The organism is Delftia sp. Lp-1, assembly GCF_020523835.1.
GTDB lineage: Bacteria > Pseudomonadota > Gammaproteobacteria > Burkholderiales > Burkholderiaceae_C > Comamonas > Comamonas acidovorans.
In genome coordinates, this window is record NZ_JAJALJ010000002.1 from 274,422 (window position 1) to 290,459 (window position 16,038).

Here is a 16,038-nt window from a genome sequence, read left to right on the forward strand (position 1 = left end):
TTTCGAAGGCAGGGCGTGCGGATTGTCCGATTTGCTGGAGAACTCCCATGGACTGAAGCTCCTGTGAGCTCAACCGGTCCATGCGACACAATGACTGCTCCTGGCGCAAGCAATTCGCTGCGCCATATATCCAGCGGAGCCTTGTTCTCATGTCATTGAATGGCAGCTATCGCAGGCATGGCCTGGTCGCCACGGCAATCCTGGTTGTGCTCTGCCTTTCAGTGCTGGTCGCTCCTCGAAAGGCGATGGCCAACCAGGAAGAACCAGTGGTTTTGCTCGGCTCGATCCATCGTTCGGTCGGAGAAGGGCAAACCATGGGCTGCGAGAAAATTACGCTGCGGCCCAAGGATGTCATCCGTTATTTCTCCACGGCAACCGAGGTTTCCTTCTCCACCTTCCACTATGAATCGATCATTCTGCCTTGCGCCTTCAGTGGGAAGCTGCGGCGCAATGGCGTGGTCTATGGGTGGAGCATCAATGCAGCAGGCGCCGGGTATCTCTATCCGGAAGATGGGCGTGAGAATCTGTTTTTTCTTTGCTACAGGTCGTGCGCAAAGGTACTGCCTGGGTTGATGGGGCTTTGACGGCGAGGGTCCAAGCACTTTGAGATCGCCTGGCAGCCATCCTCATGAAAACAGGGGCTCTTCAATCCGCCTCGCCACCTTCCAGCATCTTCTTGAGCAAAAAATCCAGCGCCAGGCGCTCGGCCGGATTGAGCCTGCCGTAGGTGCTTTCGGTGATCTGCTTAGCGAAGGGCTCCATGTCGCGCACCAGGTCCTGGCCGGCCTCGGTGAGGTTGATGACGACCTTGCGGCGGTCGATGCGGTCATGGTCCACCTGCACCAGTTCGCGCTGCTTGAGCCGGTCCACCACGCCGCGGATGGTGGCCTGGTCGATCACGGTGGCCTTGACGATGTCGGCCAGCGAGCTGCCGCTGTTGTCGCGCACGGAGCACAGCACCACGAATTGCGCGGCCGTGAGTTGCGAGTCGGGAATGTATTGCTGGAAGAGTGCAGTGTGGCGCTGATAGACACGCCGCAGCAGGTGGCCGATCTGGTCTGAAAAATGATAGCCATCCTGTGGCGTCATGGCTGATGGCGGGTGGTTCATGGTGCGCGTGAGCTTATCAAAATTCACACCAAATACCGTGTGATTTGCGACAAGCCGGGCGCATTTGCCAAGTGGCGCAAACCCGCGCTGGCTGCGGCATCCACAAGACCTGAGACAGCAGGCGCAGCACTGCCCGGCGGCTCATTTGCCGATTGAATGGCGCAATCATCCGTTTGAATTTGACGGCTTGCCCGGCAGGCCTTGAAATGGCATGAGAGACAAAGCGCCAGCGGACCGGACCGCGCCGCTCCCCACAACGAAAGCCAGCAGGGATACCCATGCCAGCCACACAAGGGAAGATCATTCCCATTGCCGTCCTCAATGCCGCTGCTGCCGGCAGCGCACTCGGCGCCCATGAGCGCGAGGCCGTCGAGCACGCCATTGCCGTCCACGCCCGGCGCCCGGGCCCCCTGATCGAGTTGCTGCACGCCGTGCAGGACATGCTGGGCCATATCCCCGAAGCCGCCGTGCCGCGCATCGCCGATGCGCTGAACCTCTCGCGTGCCGAGGTGCATGGCGTCATCTCCTACTACCCCCATTTCCGCAGCACGCCAGCGGGCCGCCATGTGCTGCAGGTCTGCCGCGCCGAGGCCTGCCAGTCGCGCGGTGCGGATGCGCTGCTGGCCCACGCAGGCCAGGCGCTGGGCTGCGGATCGAGTGGGCATGGGCATGGGCATGGAACCAGTGCCGATGGCGCCGTCACGCTGGAGCCGGTCTACTGCCTGGGCCTGTGCGCGTCATCGCCTGCCGTGATGCTCGATGGCCAGCCCCATGCGCATGTCTCGGCCAACGGACTGGATGCACTCATCGCGCAATGCCGCCAGCCGGAGCAGGCCGGCGAGCCGGTGGCCCAGCCTGCGCATGCAGGGGCAGGGGCAGGCTCCGGCGTGCGCGTCTACGTGCCCCGCGATGCCGCCGCGCTGGCCGTGGGCGCTGACGCCGTGGCCGGCGCCCTGCAGCGCGAGTGCGCGGCGCGCGGCCTTCAGGTGCAGATCGTGCGCAACGGCTCGCGCGGCCTGCTGTGGCTAGAGACCCTGGTGGAAGTCGAGACGCCCGAAGGCCGCGTGGCCTACGGCCCGGTCACGGCCGATGCGGTGCCGGGCCTGATCGATGCCGGAATGCTGCAGGGCGGCAGCCATGCGCTGTGCCATGGACTGACCGAGGCCATTGCCTACCTGGCGCGCCAGGAGCGCCTGACCTTTGAGCGCGTGGGCGTCATCGATCCGCTGAACCTGTCCGACTATGCGGCCCATGGCGGCTGGCAGGGGCTGGAGCGCGCGGCGCGCATGGAGCCCGCAGCCATCGTGCAGGAGGTGCTGGATTCGGGCCTGCGCGGCCGTGGCGGTGCGGCGTTTCCGGCCGGCATCAAGTGGAAGACCGTGGCCGCCGCAGCGGGGCCGCAAAAGTACATTGCCTGCAATGCCGACGAGGGCGATTCAGGCACCTTCGCCGACCGGCTGCTGATGGAGGGCGACCCCTACACGCTGATCGAAGGCATGGCCATCGCGGGCCTGGCCGTGGGCGCCACGCAGGGCCTGGTCTATGTGCGCAGCGAGTATCCGCATGCCATCGCCACCCTGCGCGAAGCCATTGCGCGCGCCGAGGCCGCAGGCTGGCTGGGCCGCGACGTGGCCGGCAGCGGGCGGGCCTTCCACATGGAGGTGCGCAAGGGCGCGGGCAGCTATGTCTGCGGCGAGGAAACGGCCATGCTGGAGAGCATCGAGGGCCGGCGCGGCATCGTGCGCGCCAAGCCGCCGCTGCCGGCCATCGAGGGGCTGTGGAGCCGGCCCACGGTGATCAACAACGTGATCACGCTGGCCACGGTGCCGCTGATCCTGGCGCGCGGCGCGGCTTTCTACCAGGGCTTCGGCATGGGCCGCTCGCGCGGCACCCTTCCGTTCCAGCTGGCCGGCAACATTGCGCGCGGCGGCCTGGTGGAAAAGGCCTTCGGCCTGAGCCTGCGCGAGCTGGTGGAAGACTTCGGCGGCGGCACGGTCACCGGCCGCACCGTCAAGGCCGTGCAGGTGGGCGGCCCGCTGGGCAGCTATGTGGCGCCGGCCGACTGGGATGCGCCGCTGGACTACGAGGCCTATGCGGCCAAGGGCAACGTGGTGGGGCACGGCGGCATTGTCGTGCATGACGACACGGCCGACATGGCGCAGCTGGCGCGCTACGCCATGGAGTTCTGCGCCATCGAGTCCTGCGGCAAGTGCACGCCCTGCCGCATCGGCTCCACGCGCGGCGTGGAGGTCATCGACCGCATCGTGCGCGCCGGCACCGACCCTGCCGCCCACGCCGGCCAGGTGGCCCTGCTGGAAAGCCTGTGCGACACCATGCAGCACGGCTCCATGTGCGCCATGGGCGGGATGACGCCGTATCCCGTGCGCTCGGCGCTGAACCACTACCCCCAGGACTTCGGCATCGAGTCCACTACGGCCGCAGCGGCTGCCTGAACGGAGAACACCATGCTCGACCATTTGAAGCAAGCCGACTGGGGCACGCCCGCCAGCCCGTCCGAACGCCTGATCACCCTGGAGATCGACGGCCGCGAGGTCTGCGTTCCCGAGGGCACCTCGCTGATGCGCGCTGCCATGGAAGGCGGCGTCAGCGTGCCCAAGCTGTGCGCCACCGACAGCCTGGAGCCCTTCGGCTCCTGTCGCCTGTGCCTGGTGCAGATCGAGGGGCGCAAGGGCTTTCCGGCCTCGTGCACCACGCCGGCCGAGCCGGGCATGAAGGTGCGCACGCAAAGCCCGCAACTGCAGGAGCTGCGCCGCGGCGTGATGGAGCTGTACATCTCCGACCATCCGCTGGACTGCCTGACCTGCAGCGCCAACGGCGACTGCGAACTGCAGGACATGGCCGGCACGGTGGGCCTGCGCGAGGTGCGCTACGGCTTCGACGGCGCCAACCATTTCAAGGGCCAGGCGCGCGCAGAGGTCGATGTCTCCAACCCGTACTTCAGCTACGACCCCAGCAAATGCATCGTCTGCAACCGCTGCGTGCGCGCCTGCGAGGAGACGCAGGGCACCTTTGCGCTGACCATCTCGGGCCGGGGGTTCGAGTCGCGCGTCACGGCGGGGCAGGGCGGCAGCTTCATGGACAGCGACTGCGTCAGCTGCGGCGCCTGCGTGCAGGCCTGCCCCACGGCCACGCTGCAGGAAAAGACCGTGACCGAGCTGGGCCAGGCCGGGCACAGCGCCATCACCACCTGCGCCTACTGCGGCGTGGGCTGCGGCTTCAAGGCCGAGATGAAGGGCGAGCAGGTCGTGCGCATGGTGCCCTGGAAGGACGGCCAGGCCAACGAGGGCCATGCCTGCGTCAAGGGCCGCTTTGCCTGGGGCTATGCCACGCACAAGGACCGCATCACCCGGCCCATGGTCCGCGCGAAGATCACCGACCCCTGGCGCGAAGTGAGCTGGGAAGAGGCCATTGCCCACACGGCCAGCGAGTTCCGCCGCATCCAGGCGAAGCACGGCAAGGATTCCATTGGCGGCATCACCTCCTCGCGCTGCACCAACGAAGAGGCCTACCTGGTGCAAAAGCTGGTGCGCACGGCCTTCGGCAACAACAACGTCGATACCTGCGCGCGCGTGTGCCACTCGCCCACGGGCTATGGCCTGGGCCAGACCTATGGCACCTCGGCCGGCACGCAGACCTTCAAGTCCATCGAGCACACGGACGTGGTCATGGTCATCGGCGCCAATCCCACGGCCGCGCACCCGGTGTTCGGCTCGCGCATGAAAAAGCGCCTGCGCGGCGACGGCCGGCGTGCGGGCGCCAAGCTCATCGTCATCGACCCGCGCGAGATCGAGCTCGTCAAGTCGCCCCACATCCGCGCCGACTACCACCTGCAACTGCGCCCCGGCACCAACGTGGCCATGATCACCTCGCTGGCCCATGTCATCGTCACCGAAGGCTGGCTGGCCGAGGACTACATCGCCGAGCGCTGCGATGCCAAGTCCTTTGCCCAGTGGAAAGAATTCGTGGCCCGGCCCGAGAACTCGCCCGAGGCCATGGCCGAGGTCACCGGGGTCGCTCCCGAACTCGTGCGCGGCGCCGCGCGCCTGTATGCGCTGGGTGCCGAGGACCATCCAGCGGGCCGCCCCGTCAACGCGGCCATCTACTACGGCCTGGGCGTGACCGAGCATGCGCAGGGCTCGACCATGGTCATGGGCATCGCCAACCTGGCCATGGCCACGGGCAACGTGGGCCGCGAAGGCGTGGGCGTGAACCCGCTGCGCGGCCAGAACAATGTGCAGGGCTCCTGCGACATGGGCTCCTTCCCGCACGAACTGCCCGGCTATCGCCACATCTCGGACAGCACGGTGCGCGCCGAGTTCGAGGACGCCTGGGGCGTGGCGCTCAGCCCCGAGCCCGGGCTGCGCATTCCCAACATGTTCGAGGCGGCCCTGGCCGGCAGCTTCATGGGCCTGTACTGCGAGGGCGAGGACATCGTGCAGTCCGACCCCAACACCCAGCATGTGACGGCCGCGCTCTCGGCCATGGAATGCGTGGTGGTGCAGGACATCTTCCTCAACGAAACCGCCAAGTACGCCCATGTCTTCCTGCCGGGCGCTTCCTTCCTCGAAAAGGACGGCACCTTCACCAATGCCGAGCGCCGCATCTCGCGCGTGCGCAAGGTCATGGCGCCGTTGGCCGGCTATGCCGATTGGGAGGTCACCCAGCTGCTGGCCAATGCGCTGGGCTATGCCATGCACTACACGCACCCGAGCGAGATCATGGCCGAGATCGCCGCGCTCACGCCCAGCTTCGCGGGCGTGAACTACGACAAGATCGACCGGCTGGGCAGCGTGCAATGGCCCTGCAATGACAGCACCGAAGAGGCCGGCACTTCCATCATGCACAGGGACCGCTTCGTGCGCGGCAAGGGCCGCTTCATCATCACCCAGTACGTGGCCACCGACGAGAAGGTCACCCAGCGCTTTCCGCTGCTGCTGACCACGGGCCGCATCCTGTCGCAGTACAACGTGGGCGCCCAGACCCGGCGCACGCACAACAGCCACTGGCACAGCGAGGACCGGCTGGAAATCCATCCGCATGACGCCGAGGACCGCGGCATACGCGACGGCGACTGGGTCGGCATCGCCAGCCGCGCGGGCGAGACCGTGCTGCGCGCCACCGTCACCGAGCGCATACAGCCCGGCGTGGTCTACACCACCTTCCACTTTCCCGAATCCGGCGCCAACGTCATCACCACCGACAGCTCGGACTGGGCCACCAACTGCCCCGAATACAAGGTCACGGCCGTGCAGGTGCTGCCCGTCCCCCAGCACGCCCAGCCGTCCGACTGGCAGCGCGGCTTTGCGCGCATGCATGAAGAGCAGATCGGCCTGCTGCATGCCGCGCAGGCCGCCCAGGCAGGCAGCATGGCCGTGGCGGGAGGCAAGTGATGGACAGCGCGAACCTGGTCCGCATGGCCAACCGCATCGGCGAGTTCTTCGAGGCCATGCCCGAGCGCGACGAGGCCCTGCAGGGCATTGCCGAACACATCCGCAAATTCTGGGAGCCCCGCATGCGCGCCGAACTGGCCCGCGTGCTGGCCAGCCCCGACGAGGCGCAGGCGCTCAAGCCCATCGTGCGCGAGGCGCTGGTGCTGCATCCGCTGACCTTGCCGTCGGCGGCGCAGGCTTAGCCAAACTGCTTCTTCCTCGCCATCTCCCGCGCCAGCTCCACAAAGCCGGCAGCGGCCGGCGACAGCCGCTCCATGCTGCGCACCGCCAGGCCGGTGACGCGGCGCTGGCGGGGCGCGAGGCTGCGGTAGACCATGCCTTCGGGCGCCTGCTCGGGCACGGCCAGGCGTGCGGCAATCGCAATGGCGTGGCCTTGGGCCACGAAGCCCTGCATGGAGGACATCTGCTCGAAGTGGTAGATGGCCGCAGGCTGGGCGCCGGCCTCGGCCAGGAAGCGGTCGATGTGCGCGCCCGACCCGGCCGAGGTGCGCACAAAGGCCTCGCCCTGCAGGTCGGCGGCGCGGATGCTGCGCTGGGCCGCCAGCCGGTGCGATGCGGGCAGCAGCGCCACCAGTTCGTCTTCCACCAGGGGCACGGTCCCGAAGCGCTCGTCGGGCAGCACGACGAAGCCGATCTCCACGCGCCGCTCCAGCAGCCACTTGACCACGGTGTCGTCGTTTTGCTCGTCGATCTGCACCAGCACGGCGGGCTGGCGGCGCCGGTATTCGGTGATCAGCGGGGGCAGCAGACGCAGCGAAGAGGTGGCGCCGAACGAGGCCACGCGCAGCGTGCCGCGCGCCATGCCGCGCTCGGCATCGGCCTCCTGCCGCAAGGCCTCCTTTTGCTGGAGGATGTCGTTGGCGCGCTGCAGCAGCCGCGTGCCTGCGTCGGTCAGCGGGGAGTGAGGGCCTTCGCGCCGCACCAACTGCACCTGCAGCTCGCCTTCCAGCGCGCGCAGGGCATGGCTGACGGCGCTCTGGGTAATGCCCAGCAGCGCTGCCGCGCGCGAGAAACTGCCGGCGCGGGCCAGCGCCGCGAACACTTCGAGCTGGGTGAAGGTCATGGGATCACGTTGTCCAGGTCATGAGCATTCGCTCATTTGTCTATGAATCGATATGAGCACATAGTACGCGCCATGAATTTTCAACGCTTCTTCGGTCCCCACCTGCGGCTTGTCGGCATGGCCCTGCTGTGGGGCGCTTCCTGGCCCGCGGGCCGCGTGGTGGCACAGAACATGCCGCCACTGGCAGCCGCCAGCCTGCGCTTCCTGCTGGCCGCCGCCGTGCTGCTGCCCTGGCTGTACTGGGCCGGTGGCATGGCCGGTCTCAGGCACTGGAGCGCCAAACGCTGGCTGGGCATGGCGGCCGCTGGCGCCACGGGCGTGTTCGGCTATGCGGCCTTCTTCCTCATGGGGCTGCAGCATGTGCCGGCCGGCAAGGCGGCCCTGGTGATCACGCTCAACCCCGTGCTCACGCTGGCGCTGGCGGTCTGGCTGTTCGGCGAGCGGCTCAACCGCACCATTGCCCTGGGCATGGCGCTGGCGGCCTGCGGCGCCGTGGTGGTGATCTCGCATGGCCAGCCGCTGGCGCTGCTGCAGGGATCGGTGGGCGCCGGCGAGCTGCTGATCCTGGGCTGCGTGGTGTGCTGGGTGAGCTACACCCTGATCGGCCGCTGGCTGCTCACGGGCGTGGATGCACTGTCGGCCACGGCCGTGACCTCGACCATGGGCGCGGCCATGCTGCTGGTGGCCAGTCTGGTGGTGGAAGGGCCGGCCGGCCTGCAGGCTGCCTTGCTTGGCAACGCAACCGCCTGGGGTGCGCTGGCCTTCCTGGCCTTCGGCGCCACGGCGCTTGCCTATGCCTGGTACTTCGACGGCGTCAAGGCGCTGGGTGCGGGTGCGGCCTCTGGCTACATCACCCTGGTGCCCGTGATCGGCGTGGCGCTGTCGGCGCTGTGGCTGGGCGAGAGCATCGATGCCAGCATCGTGCTGGGCGGCGGCATGGCCGTGGCTGGCACGGCGCTGATGAACTGGGGGCGCAGGCCGGTGCCCGCCCCGCGCATGCAGGGTGCGCAGGCGGCAGTCCGCAGTTGACGTGTCAGGTGCTGCGCCTGGCGCGGATGGCGTTGCGCGCGGCGCGCAGCAGCTTCAGCTGGAGCCAGGATGCGGCGAGCAGGGCTGCCGCAACGATGAGCCAGTGATGCAAGGCAAACCCTGGCTGGTGAAAGCGCACGGGCAGATCGACTGCCTCCACCAGTACGCCGATCTCGATCAACGCCAGCAGGCCTGCCATGGCGGCAAGCCAGCCGGGTTCGCGCTGCGATGGGCCGGCTTGGGACCGCTTTCGGCGTCCTGCCAGCCTGAAGAAAATGCCCAGGGCGATGGTGCCCAGAATCAAGGCCAGCACCAGCTTGCCCAGCAAGCTGGCTGCGGCCGCGCCGCCCAGGGACAGGATCAGGCCCACGATTTCGGCCACGGCTTCGAACCGTGCCGCAAGGGCCTTGCGGATGCGCAACAACATGGCAGCCTTCCTTCAGCGTCTGTGCGCTTCAGAAGGCCGTGTGCTGCAGCATGGTGATTTCCTGAGCTTGCCCATCCCGTCCCCCTGGTTGTGTGATCCGGCGAGCGTATCAAAACCTGTCGGGCGACCGGAAGCGGCCCAGGCTCAATCCATGCTGATGTTGCGCTCCGTGATCACCTTGGTCCAGCGCACGGACTCGGCCTGCAGGTGCTTGGCCGCTTCCTCGGGGGTGGAGCCCACGACTTCGGCGCCGATGGCCTTGAAGCGTTCGAGCACGTCGGGCTGCTTCATCTCGGCCACGAAGACCTGGTTGAGCTTCTTGACGATGGCCGGCGGCGTGCTGGCGGGCATGAAGACGGCGAACCAGGGCGAGACCTCGTAGCCCTTGATGCCGGCCTCTTCCATGGTGGGCACGTCGGGCATGCTGGACGAGCGCTTGGCCGTGGTCACGGCCAGGGCGCGCAGCTTGCCCGACTGGATGTGCGGGCGCGCCGAGGTGATGGAGTCGAACATGTAGTTGACCTGTCCGCCCAGCAGGTCGGAGACGGCCGGGCCCGATCCCTTGTAGGGGATGTGCAGGATGTCCACGCCGGCCAGCGAGTTGAACACTTCGCCCGCCAGGTGGATGGAGGTGCCGTTGCCGGCCGAGGCATAGGTCAGCTTGCCGGGCGAGGCCTTGGCGGCGGCCACCACGTCGGCCACGCTCTTGACGTTGGGCTGGGTGGAGTTGGTGACCAGGATGTTGGGCACCACGGCCAGCACGCCCACGGGGGCGAAGTCCTTGATCGGGTCGTAGCTGAGCTTGCGGTACAGCGGCTTGTTGGTGGCCATGCCGATGGAGGTGATCATCAGCGTGTAGCCGTCGCCGGGCTGCTTGGCCACGAAGTCGGCGCCGATGTTGCCGCCGGCGCCGGGCCGGTTCTCGATCACGAAGGGCTGGCCCAGCGTGCGGCCGGCCTTCTCGCCCAGGGTGCGCGCGATGGCGTCCATGGCGCCGCCCGGCGGGAAGGGCACGATCCAGCGGATGGGCTTGCTGGGCCAGTTGGCCTCGGGGGACTGCGCATGGGCGGCGGGCATCACGGCGGACAGGCACAGGCCTGCGGCTGCGGCGGTCAGAAAACGGCGTTTCACATTCACTTCAGTTGTCTCCGAAAAATTTGGTCTTGGTTTGGGCTGTGCTCAGGCGATGGCCGAGGGATGCCTTGCCAGCGGCGTGACCTGGATGTCCATGTAGGGGAACAGCGGCAGGCCCTGCAGCAGCTCGTGCAGCTCGTCGTTGGAGGCCACGTCGAACACGCTGTAGTTGGCGTACTCGCCGACCACGCGCCAGATGTGGGGCCAGCGGCCGTCGTGCTGCAGCTGCTGGGAATAGGCCTTCTCGCGGGCCTTGATCTCGGCTGCCACGTCGGCGGGCAGGTCGTGGGGGATCTTCACGTCCATGCGGACCAGATAAAGCATGTTTGTCTCCAGGAGGAATGAAAGGAATTCAGGTCGCAGCCCCGGTCCGGGCCTGCCCCATGTCGAAGTGCTGCGGCTGGCTGCCGGCCAGCGCGCGGTCGAAACGCGCGAGTTGCTGCAGGTCGATCTCCACGCCCAGGCCCGGCCCGTCGGGCAGTTGCAGCTCGAAGTCGCGGATGGCCATGCGCTCGGTGACGATGTCGTCCACCAGCAGCTGGGGGCCGAACAGCTCGCAGTTGTAGTGCTGCCCGCCCAGCGTGGCAAAGACGTGGGCCGAGGCGGCCGAGCCGATCGAGGTCTCCAGCATGGTGCCGCCGTACCAGCCGATGTCGGCCGCCTGGGCGATGGCCGCCACCTTGCGCGTGCGCAGCAGGCCGCCGTGCTTGGCCACCTTGAGCGAGAACACATGGCTGGCCTGCTCGCGCGCCAGGCGCATGGCGTCGTAGGGCGTGCACACGCTCTCGTCGGCCATGACCAGCGCGCCCTGCAGCGTGGCGGTCAGCTCGCGCAGCGCGGGTACGTTCCAGCCGGCCACGGGCTGCTCGATCAGGGTCACGCCGGCATCGATCAGCTGCGGCAGAAAGCGCCGCGCCGTGGCGCCGTCCCAGGCCTGGTTCACGTCCACGGTCAGCGTGGCGCGGCCCTGCAGGCCGCGTGCGATCTCGCTCACATGGGCCACGTCGGCCTCGGGCGTGCGCGCGCCGATCTTCATCTTGAAGATGCGGTGGCGCTTTTGTTCCAGGCGCAGATGGGCCTCGGCCAGGTCGCGCTCGATGTCGCCGCTGGCCAGCGTCCAGGCCAGGGGCAGGCTGTCGCGCTGCTTGCCGCCCAGCAATTGCCACAGCGGCAACTGCAGGCTGCGGGCCACGGCGTCCAGCAGCGCGATTTCCACGGCGCTCTTGGCAAAGGCATTGCCCTTGCAGGCCAGGTCCATGCGCGAGAGGCAGGCCTCGAAGCGCGCGCCGTCCTGGCCGATCAGGCTGGGCGCCAGATGGTTGGTGATGGCGTGGTGGATGCTCTCGGGCGATTCCTCGTTCCACGACGGGCCGCCGATGGTGGCGGCCTCGCCAAAGCCCGTGGCGCCATTGCGCAGCCACAGCTGCACGATCACCGGGCTTTGCCGGCTGATGGAGCCGAACGACAGCTTGTGCGGACGGATGGTGGGAATGTCGAGGATCCGCGCCTCGATGCGCTCGATCAGGAAACGGTCTTGCATGGCAATGGCGTGTGTCTTGGCTGGCGGCGGCTGCCGGCGATGGACACAAGCGTAAATCCATGCATTGTGTGGATCTATTGAATTATTTGTGAGAAATCATTCGATGGTGTCGATGTGTTGAATGCCTGCGCGGCAGGCAGGGGGCGCGGCAGCCTTCTGCTGCGCACGCCCTCTGGCGAATGGGTCAGAAACTGCTGCGCAGCGTGACCATGATGCTGCGCGGCAGGCCGTAGTAGTTGCTGCGCGTGGCCGTGCCCACGCGCTCCCAGTAGACGCGGTCGAAGAGGTTGTCGATGTTCACGGCCAGCTTGACCTTGGGGGTGAGCGGGTAGGCGGCATAGACGGACCAGACGCCGTAGCCGCCCGCGCGCCAGCGCACGGTGCCCAGGGTGTCGTAGAACTCGCTGACGGCGCGCACGCCCGCGCCCAGCTCCAGCCCCTGGGCCACGGGGCCGGCCACGCGGTAGCGCGCCCACAGGTTCACGCTGTGGCGCGGCGACATGGTGCTGAAGTCGGTGCCCGTCTGCGTGACAGTGCCCTGCAGGTATTTGGAGCGCATGTAGGCGTAGCTGGCCGCCACGTCCCAGCGCGGCGACAGCGAGCCGACCACTTCGGCCTCGAAGCCTTCGGAGCGCACCTTGCCTGCGGGGATGACGAAGGCGGCATCGTCAGGATCGGCCAGCGCGCGGTTGGTGTCCTGCATGCGGTAGATGGCGGCGGTGGCGCTCAGGCGTCCGTCCAGCAGGCTGCCCTTGATGCCGGCCTCCACCTGCCGGCCCTCGCGCGGGGCGATCTGGCCGCCGCCGGCCAGGCGCCCGCTTTGCGGCTGGAAGATGCGCGACTGGCTGGCGTAGAGCGTCCAGCTGTCGTTCAGATCGAAGAGCACGGCGCCGAAGGGCGTGAACTGGCCATCGACCTCGTAGCCCGAGCGCGTGTTCTGCAGCCGATCCGAGGTTTCTGTCTTCCACCAGCTCTTGCGCGCGCCCGCCACCAGGGTGAGAGCCTGCGTGGGCTTGATGCGCAACTGGCCGTAGACGCCGCGCAGGCTGGTGCGCGTGATGTCGTCGGCAAAGGGCTTGAAGCTGGGCTCGGGGATGGAGGAGGGGTCGTAGTGGAACAGGTCGGCCGGCGTGTTCATGGCGCCGCGCAGCATGCGCAGGTGCATGTTGGAGCTGCGGTAGTCCGCGCCCGCGATGAAATGGTGCGTCTGCCCGGCCCATTGCCAGGGCGTGCTGTAGTAGATGTCGGCCGTGGTGTCGGCGTAGTCGCGGTCCACGGTCTGGGCCTGGCTGAAGCGGCTGATGCCGGTGTCCGAGACGGCTGAGTAGCCGTTGATGTATTTGTCGCGCTGCTGGCGCAGCACGCGGCGGGCGGCCACCTTGAACAGGCCGCCGCCGTCGAGCCGCGTCTCGGACTCGATGAAGCCGGCCAGCGATTCGGGCGCGGCGCGGCCCCAGTCGGCGGCAATGGCCACGTCGCGCGGAATGGGGGCAAGCCTGCCGTCGGCGTGGGCGGGCAGGCCGGTGTCGTAGTTGCCCCGGCCGCGCTGCCAGGTGGCGCCCACCGAGACCGTGCTCTGGGAAGTGATGTCCAGCTCCACCGTGCCATACAGGGCCTGCTTGTGGCCGTCCATGGCCATCACGGGGCTGCCGAAGTTCTCGTGCAGCGCCACCACCCGGCCACGCAGGCGGCCATCTTCGGACAGCGGGCCGGTGACATCCACCTCGGCCCGCTTGCGGCCCCGCGAGCCCAGGCCGATGGCGCCCTGGCCCTGGTAGTCCGGCAGGGCGCGCTTGCGCACCAGGTTGAGCATGACGCTGGGCTCGCCCGCGCCCGAGAACAGCCCGGCCGGCCCGCGCAGGGCCTCGACCCGGTCGAACAGGGCCAGGTCCAGCGTTTCCTGGGTGGCCGGATTGCCGCTGACGGTGAGGCCGTCCAACTGGTAGGTGGAGGACTGGTAGCCGCGCGAGAGGATGTCGCTGCGCCCGCCTGTGCTGCTTTGCCGGCGCACGACGATGCCGGGCACCACCTTGGCGGCTTCGGTGAGCTCCACGAAGTTCTGGTCATCGAGCTGCGCGCGCGAGATCACGGATACGGACTGCGGCGTCTCCCGCGCCGTCAGCTCGATCTTGGTGGCCGCGCTGGCATAGGGCGCCCGGTAGCTGCCCGTGCCTTCCGTGCGGCCGTCGCGCAGGGCAGTGGCCGTCACCCGCACTTCGTCCAGCGCGGTCTGCGGGCGCGCCGGGGCGGGGCGCAGCAGCCAGCCGCCCTGGGGCTGGGCAGAGGCTTGCAGCCCGCTGCCGGCCAGCAGGCGCTGCAGCGCCTCGGCCGGCTCCAGGCGGCCCTGGACGGCGGGTGCGGTCTTGCCTGCCAGCAGGGCGCTGTCGGCCGCGATGCTGGTGCCGGTGGCGCGCGCCAGGGCCTTGATGGCGTCGGACAGCGGCTGGGCCGGCAGGTCGATGTCGGCAGGGGCGGCCAGGGCTGGCGTGCAGGCCAGTGCCGCCGCGCAGGCGAGCAGGGACAGGCAGGCGCGTGCCGGGCGGGAGGAAAGAGGGCGGGCGGGCATGGCGGGAACGTTCTCCTGGAAATCGGTTGTGCTCGCCTGTATGACGGAGCAGCCCGCCGGATCCCTGATGTGTGTTGGCCGTTTTTTTTCAGTTTTTCCGGATTTTTTCCGGCGCCGTGCTGCGCGGGGCCAGCCAGGTGGCGCCGTCGCGCTCCTGCACGCGCACGGCGGCAATGCGCGGCAGCGCGTCCAGGAAACTCTCCACATCGGCGCGCTGCACGGCGGCCGTGATGCGCGGCCCGCCCGTGCCGTCGGCTACGGCCGCACGCACGGGCTGGCGGCGCCAGCGCGACAGCGTGGCCGCGATCTCGCCCAGCCCGGCGCTGTCGAAGACGATGAGGCCGCGTTCGATGGACGAGAAGCTGTCGCGCGCATCGCGCTGCACGCGGCGGGGGAGGGGGCTGGCGTGGGCGCCATCGGCACCGGGGGCGGCACCGGCGCTTTCATCCGGCAGTTCCCCCACTTCGCCCGCCTGCAGCAGCAGGGACGGTTCTCCTTCAGCACCTTTCACCGCCAAACGCACCGTGCCATGCTCCACGCTCACCCGCACCAGGCCCGGCAGGCGGTTGACGGTGAAGCGCGTGCCCAGCACGGTGATGCGCGCCTGGCCTGCGTCGATGGTGAAGTGGCGGTCTGCATCCCTGGCCACGTCGAACAGGGCCTCGCCCTGCTCCAGCACCACGGCGCGCTGGCGGCGCGTGTAGCGCGTGGCGATGCGGCTGGCCGGTCCCAGGGTCAGCACGCTGGCGTCGGGCAGGTTCAGCACGATGCGTTCGCCAATCGCACTGTCGCGGGCCAGGGCGAACACGGTGGCGTCCTGCCATTCAAGCCAGCCGCGCCATGCCAGCAGGCCCGCCGTGCCCAGGCCGGCAACGCCCAGCACGCCGCGGGTGATGGCTGCGCGGCGCGTGTTGCGGCGCTGGCGTGCGGCGGTGTTCACGGCCGTGGCCAGGGCCTCGGTGCGGGGCGTGGAGTCGAAGTCCTGCCACAGCGCCTCGAAGGCGGCGTATTCGGCGGCGTGGCGCGGGTCGGCGTCCATCCAGGTGCGCCAGGCGGCGGCGTCGGCGGCGCCGGGCTGCGCTCCCGCATCCCGGTGCATGCGTATGAACCAGCGCGCGGCCTCTTCGCGCGGTGTGGTCATGGCGCGAGCAGCTCGCGCGCGGCGCGCAGGTCCAGCAGGGCGCGCATCAGGTGGCGCTCCACCATGTTCAGGCTGATGCCCAGCGTGGCGGCAATCCTGGGCTGGGAATGGCCTTCCACCTTGCACAGCCAGAACACCTCGCGGCAGCGCGGGGGGAGCCCTTCGATGACCCGCTGCGCAGCGGCCAGGCGCTGCTGCAGATCGGCCAGCACCTCGGCGGAAGGCGCGGTGAATGCTTCCTGCACGGCGATGGCGTCCGTGCGCCTGCCGGGGGCCGTGGAGTCCGGCTCGCCTGCCAGGTCGGGCAGGGGCACGAAGCGGCGTTCATGCGCCATCTGGTCCGCGAGCACGGTACGCGCTACCACGCGCAGATAGGCGTGCGGCTGGGCGATGCCTTCATGCCTGCCGCTGAGGGCGTAGCGCACGAAGGCGTCATGCAGCACATCCTGCGCACGGTGGATGCAGCGCGTGCTGCGCCAGATGGCGGGCAGCAGGCTGCCGTAGGCCCAGCGCAGGTCCAGGCCCAGCCAGGCTGCGGGAGTCGGATGACGTGTCAT

At 68.7% G+C, this 16,038-nt stretch carries 14 protein-coding genes; 5 read left to right on the forward strand and 9 right to left on the reverse strand.

All coding sequences use genetic code 11. The features are described from left to right. The first annotated feature begins 149 nt into the window (after nt 1-149). Nucleotides 150-584, forward strand: a complete 435-nt coding sequence (locus LGR64_RS17985) for a hypothetical protein (protein WP_185750885.1) — start codon at nt 150-152, stop codon at nt 582-584. A gap of 61 nt (nt 585-645) precedes the next feature. On the opposite strand, the gene LGR64_RS17990 is transcribed toward LGR64_RS17985, so the two are convergent. After that, a complete protein-coding gene (locus tag LGR64_RS17990) occupies nt 646-1,089 on the reverse strand; it encodes a MarR family winged helix-turn-helix transcriptional regulator (protein ID WP_174549389.1) in 444 nt (147 codons plus the stop codon). Between the two features lie 299 nt (nt 1,090-1,388). Here LGR64_RS17990 and LGR64_RS17995 point away from each other — a divergent pair, with 299 nt between their 5' ends. From LGR64_RS17995 to LGR64_RS18005, 3 genes are read left to right on the forward strand one after another with little or no spacing between them, the layout of a single operon-like run. Next, a complete protein-coding gene (locus LGR64_RS17995; protein WP_141829911.1) occupies nt 1,389-3,563 on the forward strand; it encodes a formate dehydrogenase subunit gamma in 2,175 nt (724 codons plus the stop codon). Between the two features lie 12 nt (nt 3,564-3,575). Next, nucleotides 3,576-6,521, forward strand: a complete 2,946-nt coding sequence (gene fdhF / locus LGR64_RS18000; RefSeq protein ID WP_141829909.1) for a formate dehydrogenase subunit alpha — start codon at nt 3,576-3,578, stop codon at nt 6,519-6,521. After that, nucleotides 6,521-6,763, forward strand: a complete 243-nt coding sequence (locus tag LGR64_RS18005; RefSeq protein ID WP_013803888.1) for a formate dehydrogenase subunit delta — start codon at nt 6,521-6,523, stop codon at nt 6,761-6,763. The genes fdhF and LGR64_RS18005 overlap by 1 nt, the downstream gene beginning before the upstream one ends. On the opposite strand, the gene LGR64_RS18010 is transcribed toward LGR64_RS18005, so the two are convergent. Beyond that, entirely contained in the window at nt 6,760-7,644 is an 885-nt protein-coding gene (locus LGR64_RS18010; RefSeq protein ID WP_141829907.1) for a LysR family transcriptional regulator, read from the reverse strand. The genes LGR64_RS18005 and LGR64_RS18010 overlap by 4 nt on opposite strands. 72 nt (nt 7,645-7,716) lie before the next feature. On the opposite strand from LGR64_RS18010, the gene LGR64_RS18015 reads away from it, so the two are divergent. Continuing rightward, the gene (locus tag LGR64_RS18015; protein ID WP_230356393.1) at nt 7,717-8,673 is read left to right on the forward strand and encodes a DMT family transporter; all 957 of its coding nucleotides are present in this window, start codon (nt 7,717-7,719) and stop codon (nt 8,671-8,673) included. Nucleotides 8,674-8,677: 4 nt separating this feature from the next. Here the strand turns inward: LGR64_RS18015 and LGR64_RS18020 are convergent, their stop codons facing one another. The 7 genes from LGR64_RS18020 to LGR64_RS18050 form a co-directional block, all read right to left on the reverse strand. Next, entirely contained in the window at nt 8,678-9,100 is a 423-nt protein-coding gene (locus LGR64_RS18020) for a hypothetical protein (RefSeq protein ID WP_230356396.1), read from the reverse strand. 144 nt (nt 9,101-9,244) lie between these two features. Further along, nucleotides 9,245-10,237, reverse strand: coding sequence for a Bug family tripartite tricarboxylate transporter substrate binding protein (locus LGR64_RS18025; RefSeq protein ID WP_230356398.1), 993 nt, complete (start codon nt 10,235-10,237; stop codon nt 9,245-9,247). Nucleotides 10,238-10,279: 42 nt separating this feature from the next. After that, entirely contained in the window at nt 10,280-10,558 is a 279-nt protein-coding gene (gene catC, locus LGR64_RS18030; RefSeq protein ID WP_012203794.1) for a muconolactone Delta-isomerase, read from the reverse strand. Between the two features lie 28 nt (nt 10,559-10,586). After that, nucleotides 10,587-11,774: a muconate cycloisomerase family protein gene (locus LGR64_RS18035; RefSeq protein WP_230356400.1), complete on the reverse strand. Its 1,188-nt coding sequence runs from the start codon at nt 11,772-11,774 to the stop codon at nt 10,587-10,589. Between the two features lie 184 nt (nt 11,775-11,958). Beyond that, complete coding sequence (locus LGR64_RS18040) at nt 11,959-14,340, reverse strand: TonB-dependent siderophore receptor (RefSeq protein ID WP_230356402.1); 2,382 nt, start codon at nt 14,338-14,340, stop codon at nt 11,959-11,961. 88 nt (nt 14,341-14,428) lie between these two features. Beyond that, a complete protein-coding gene (locus LGR64_RS18045; protein WP_230356404.1) occupies nt 14,429-15,481 on the reverse strand; it encodes a FecR family protein in 1,053 nt (350 codons plus the stop codon). Next, on the reverse strand, nt 15,478-16,038 hold the full coding sequence (locus LGR64_RS18050) for an RNA polymerase sigma factor (protein WP_034390819.1): 561 nt from the start codon (nt 16,036-16,038) through the stop codon (nt 15,478-15,480). Before LGR64_RS18050 ends, LGR64_RS18045 begins: the two co-directional genes overlap by 4 nt.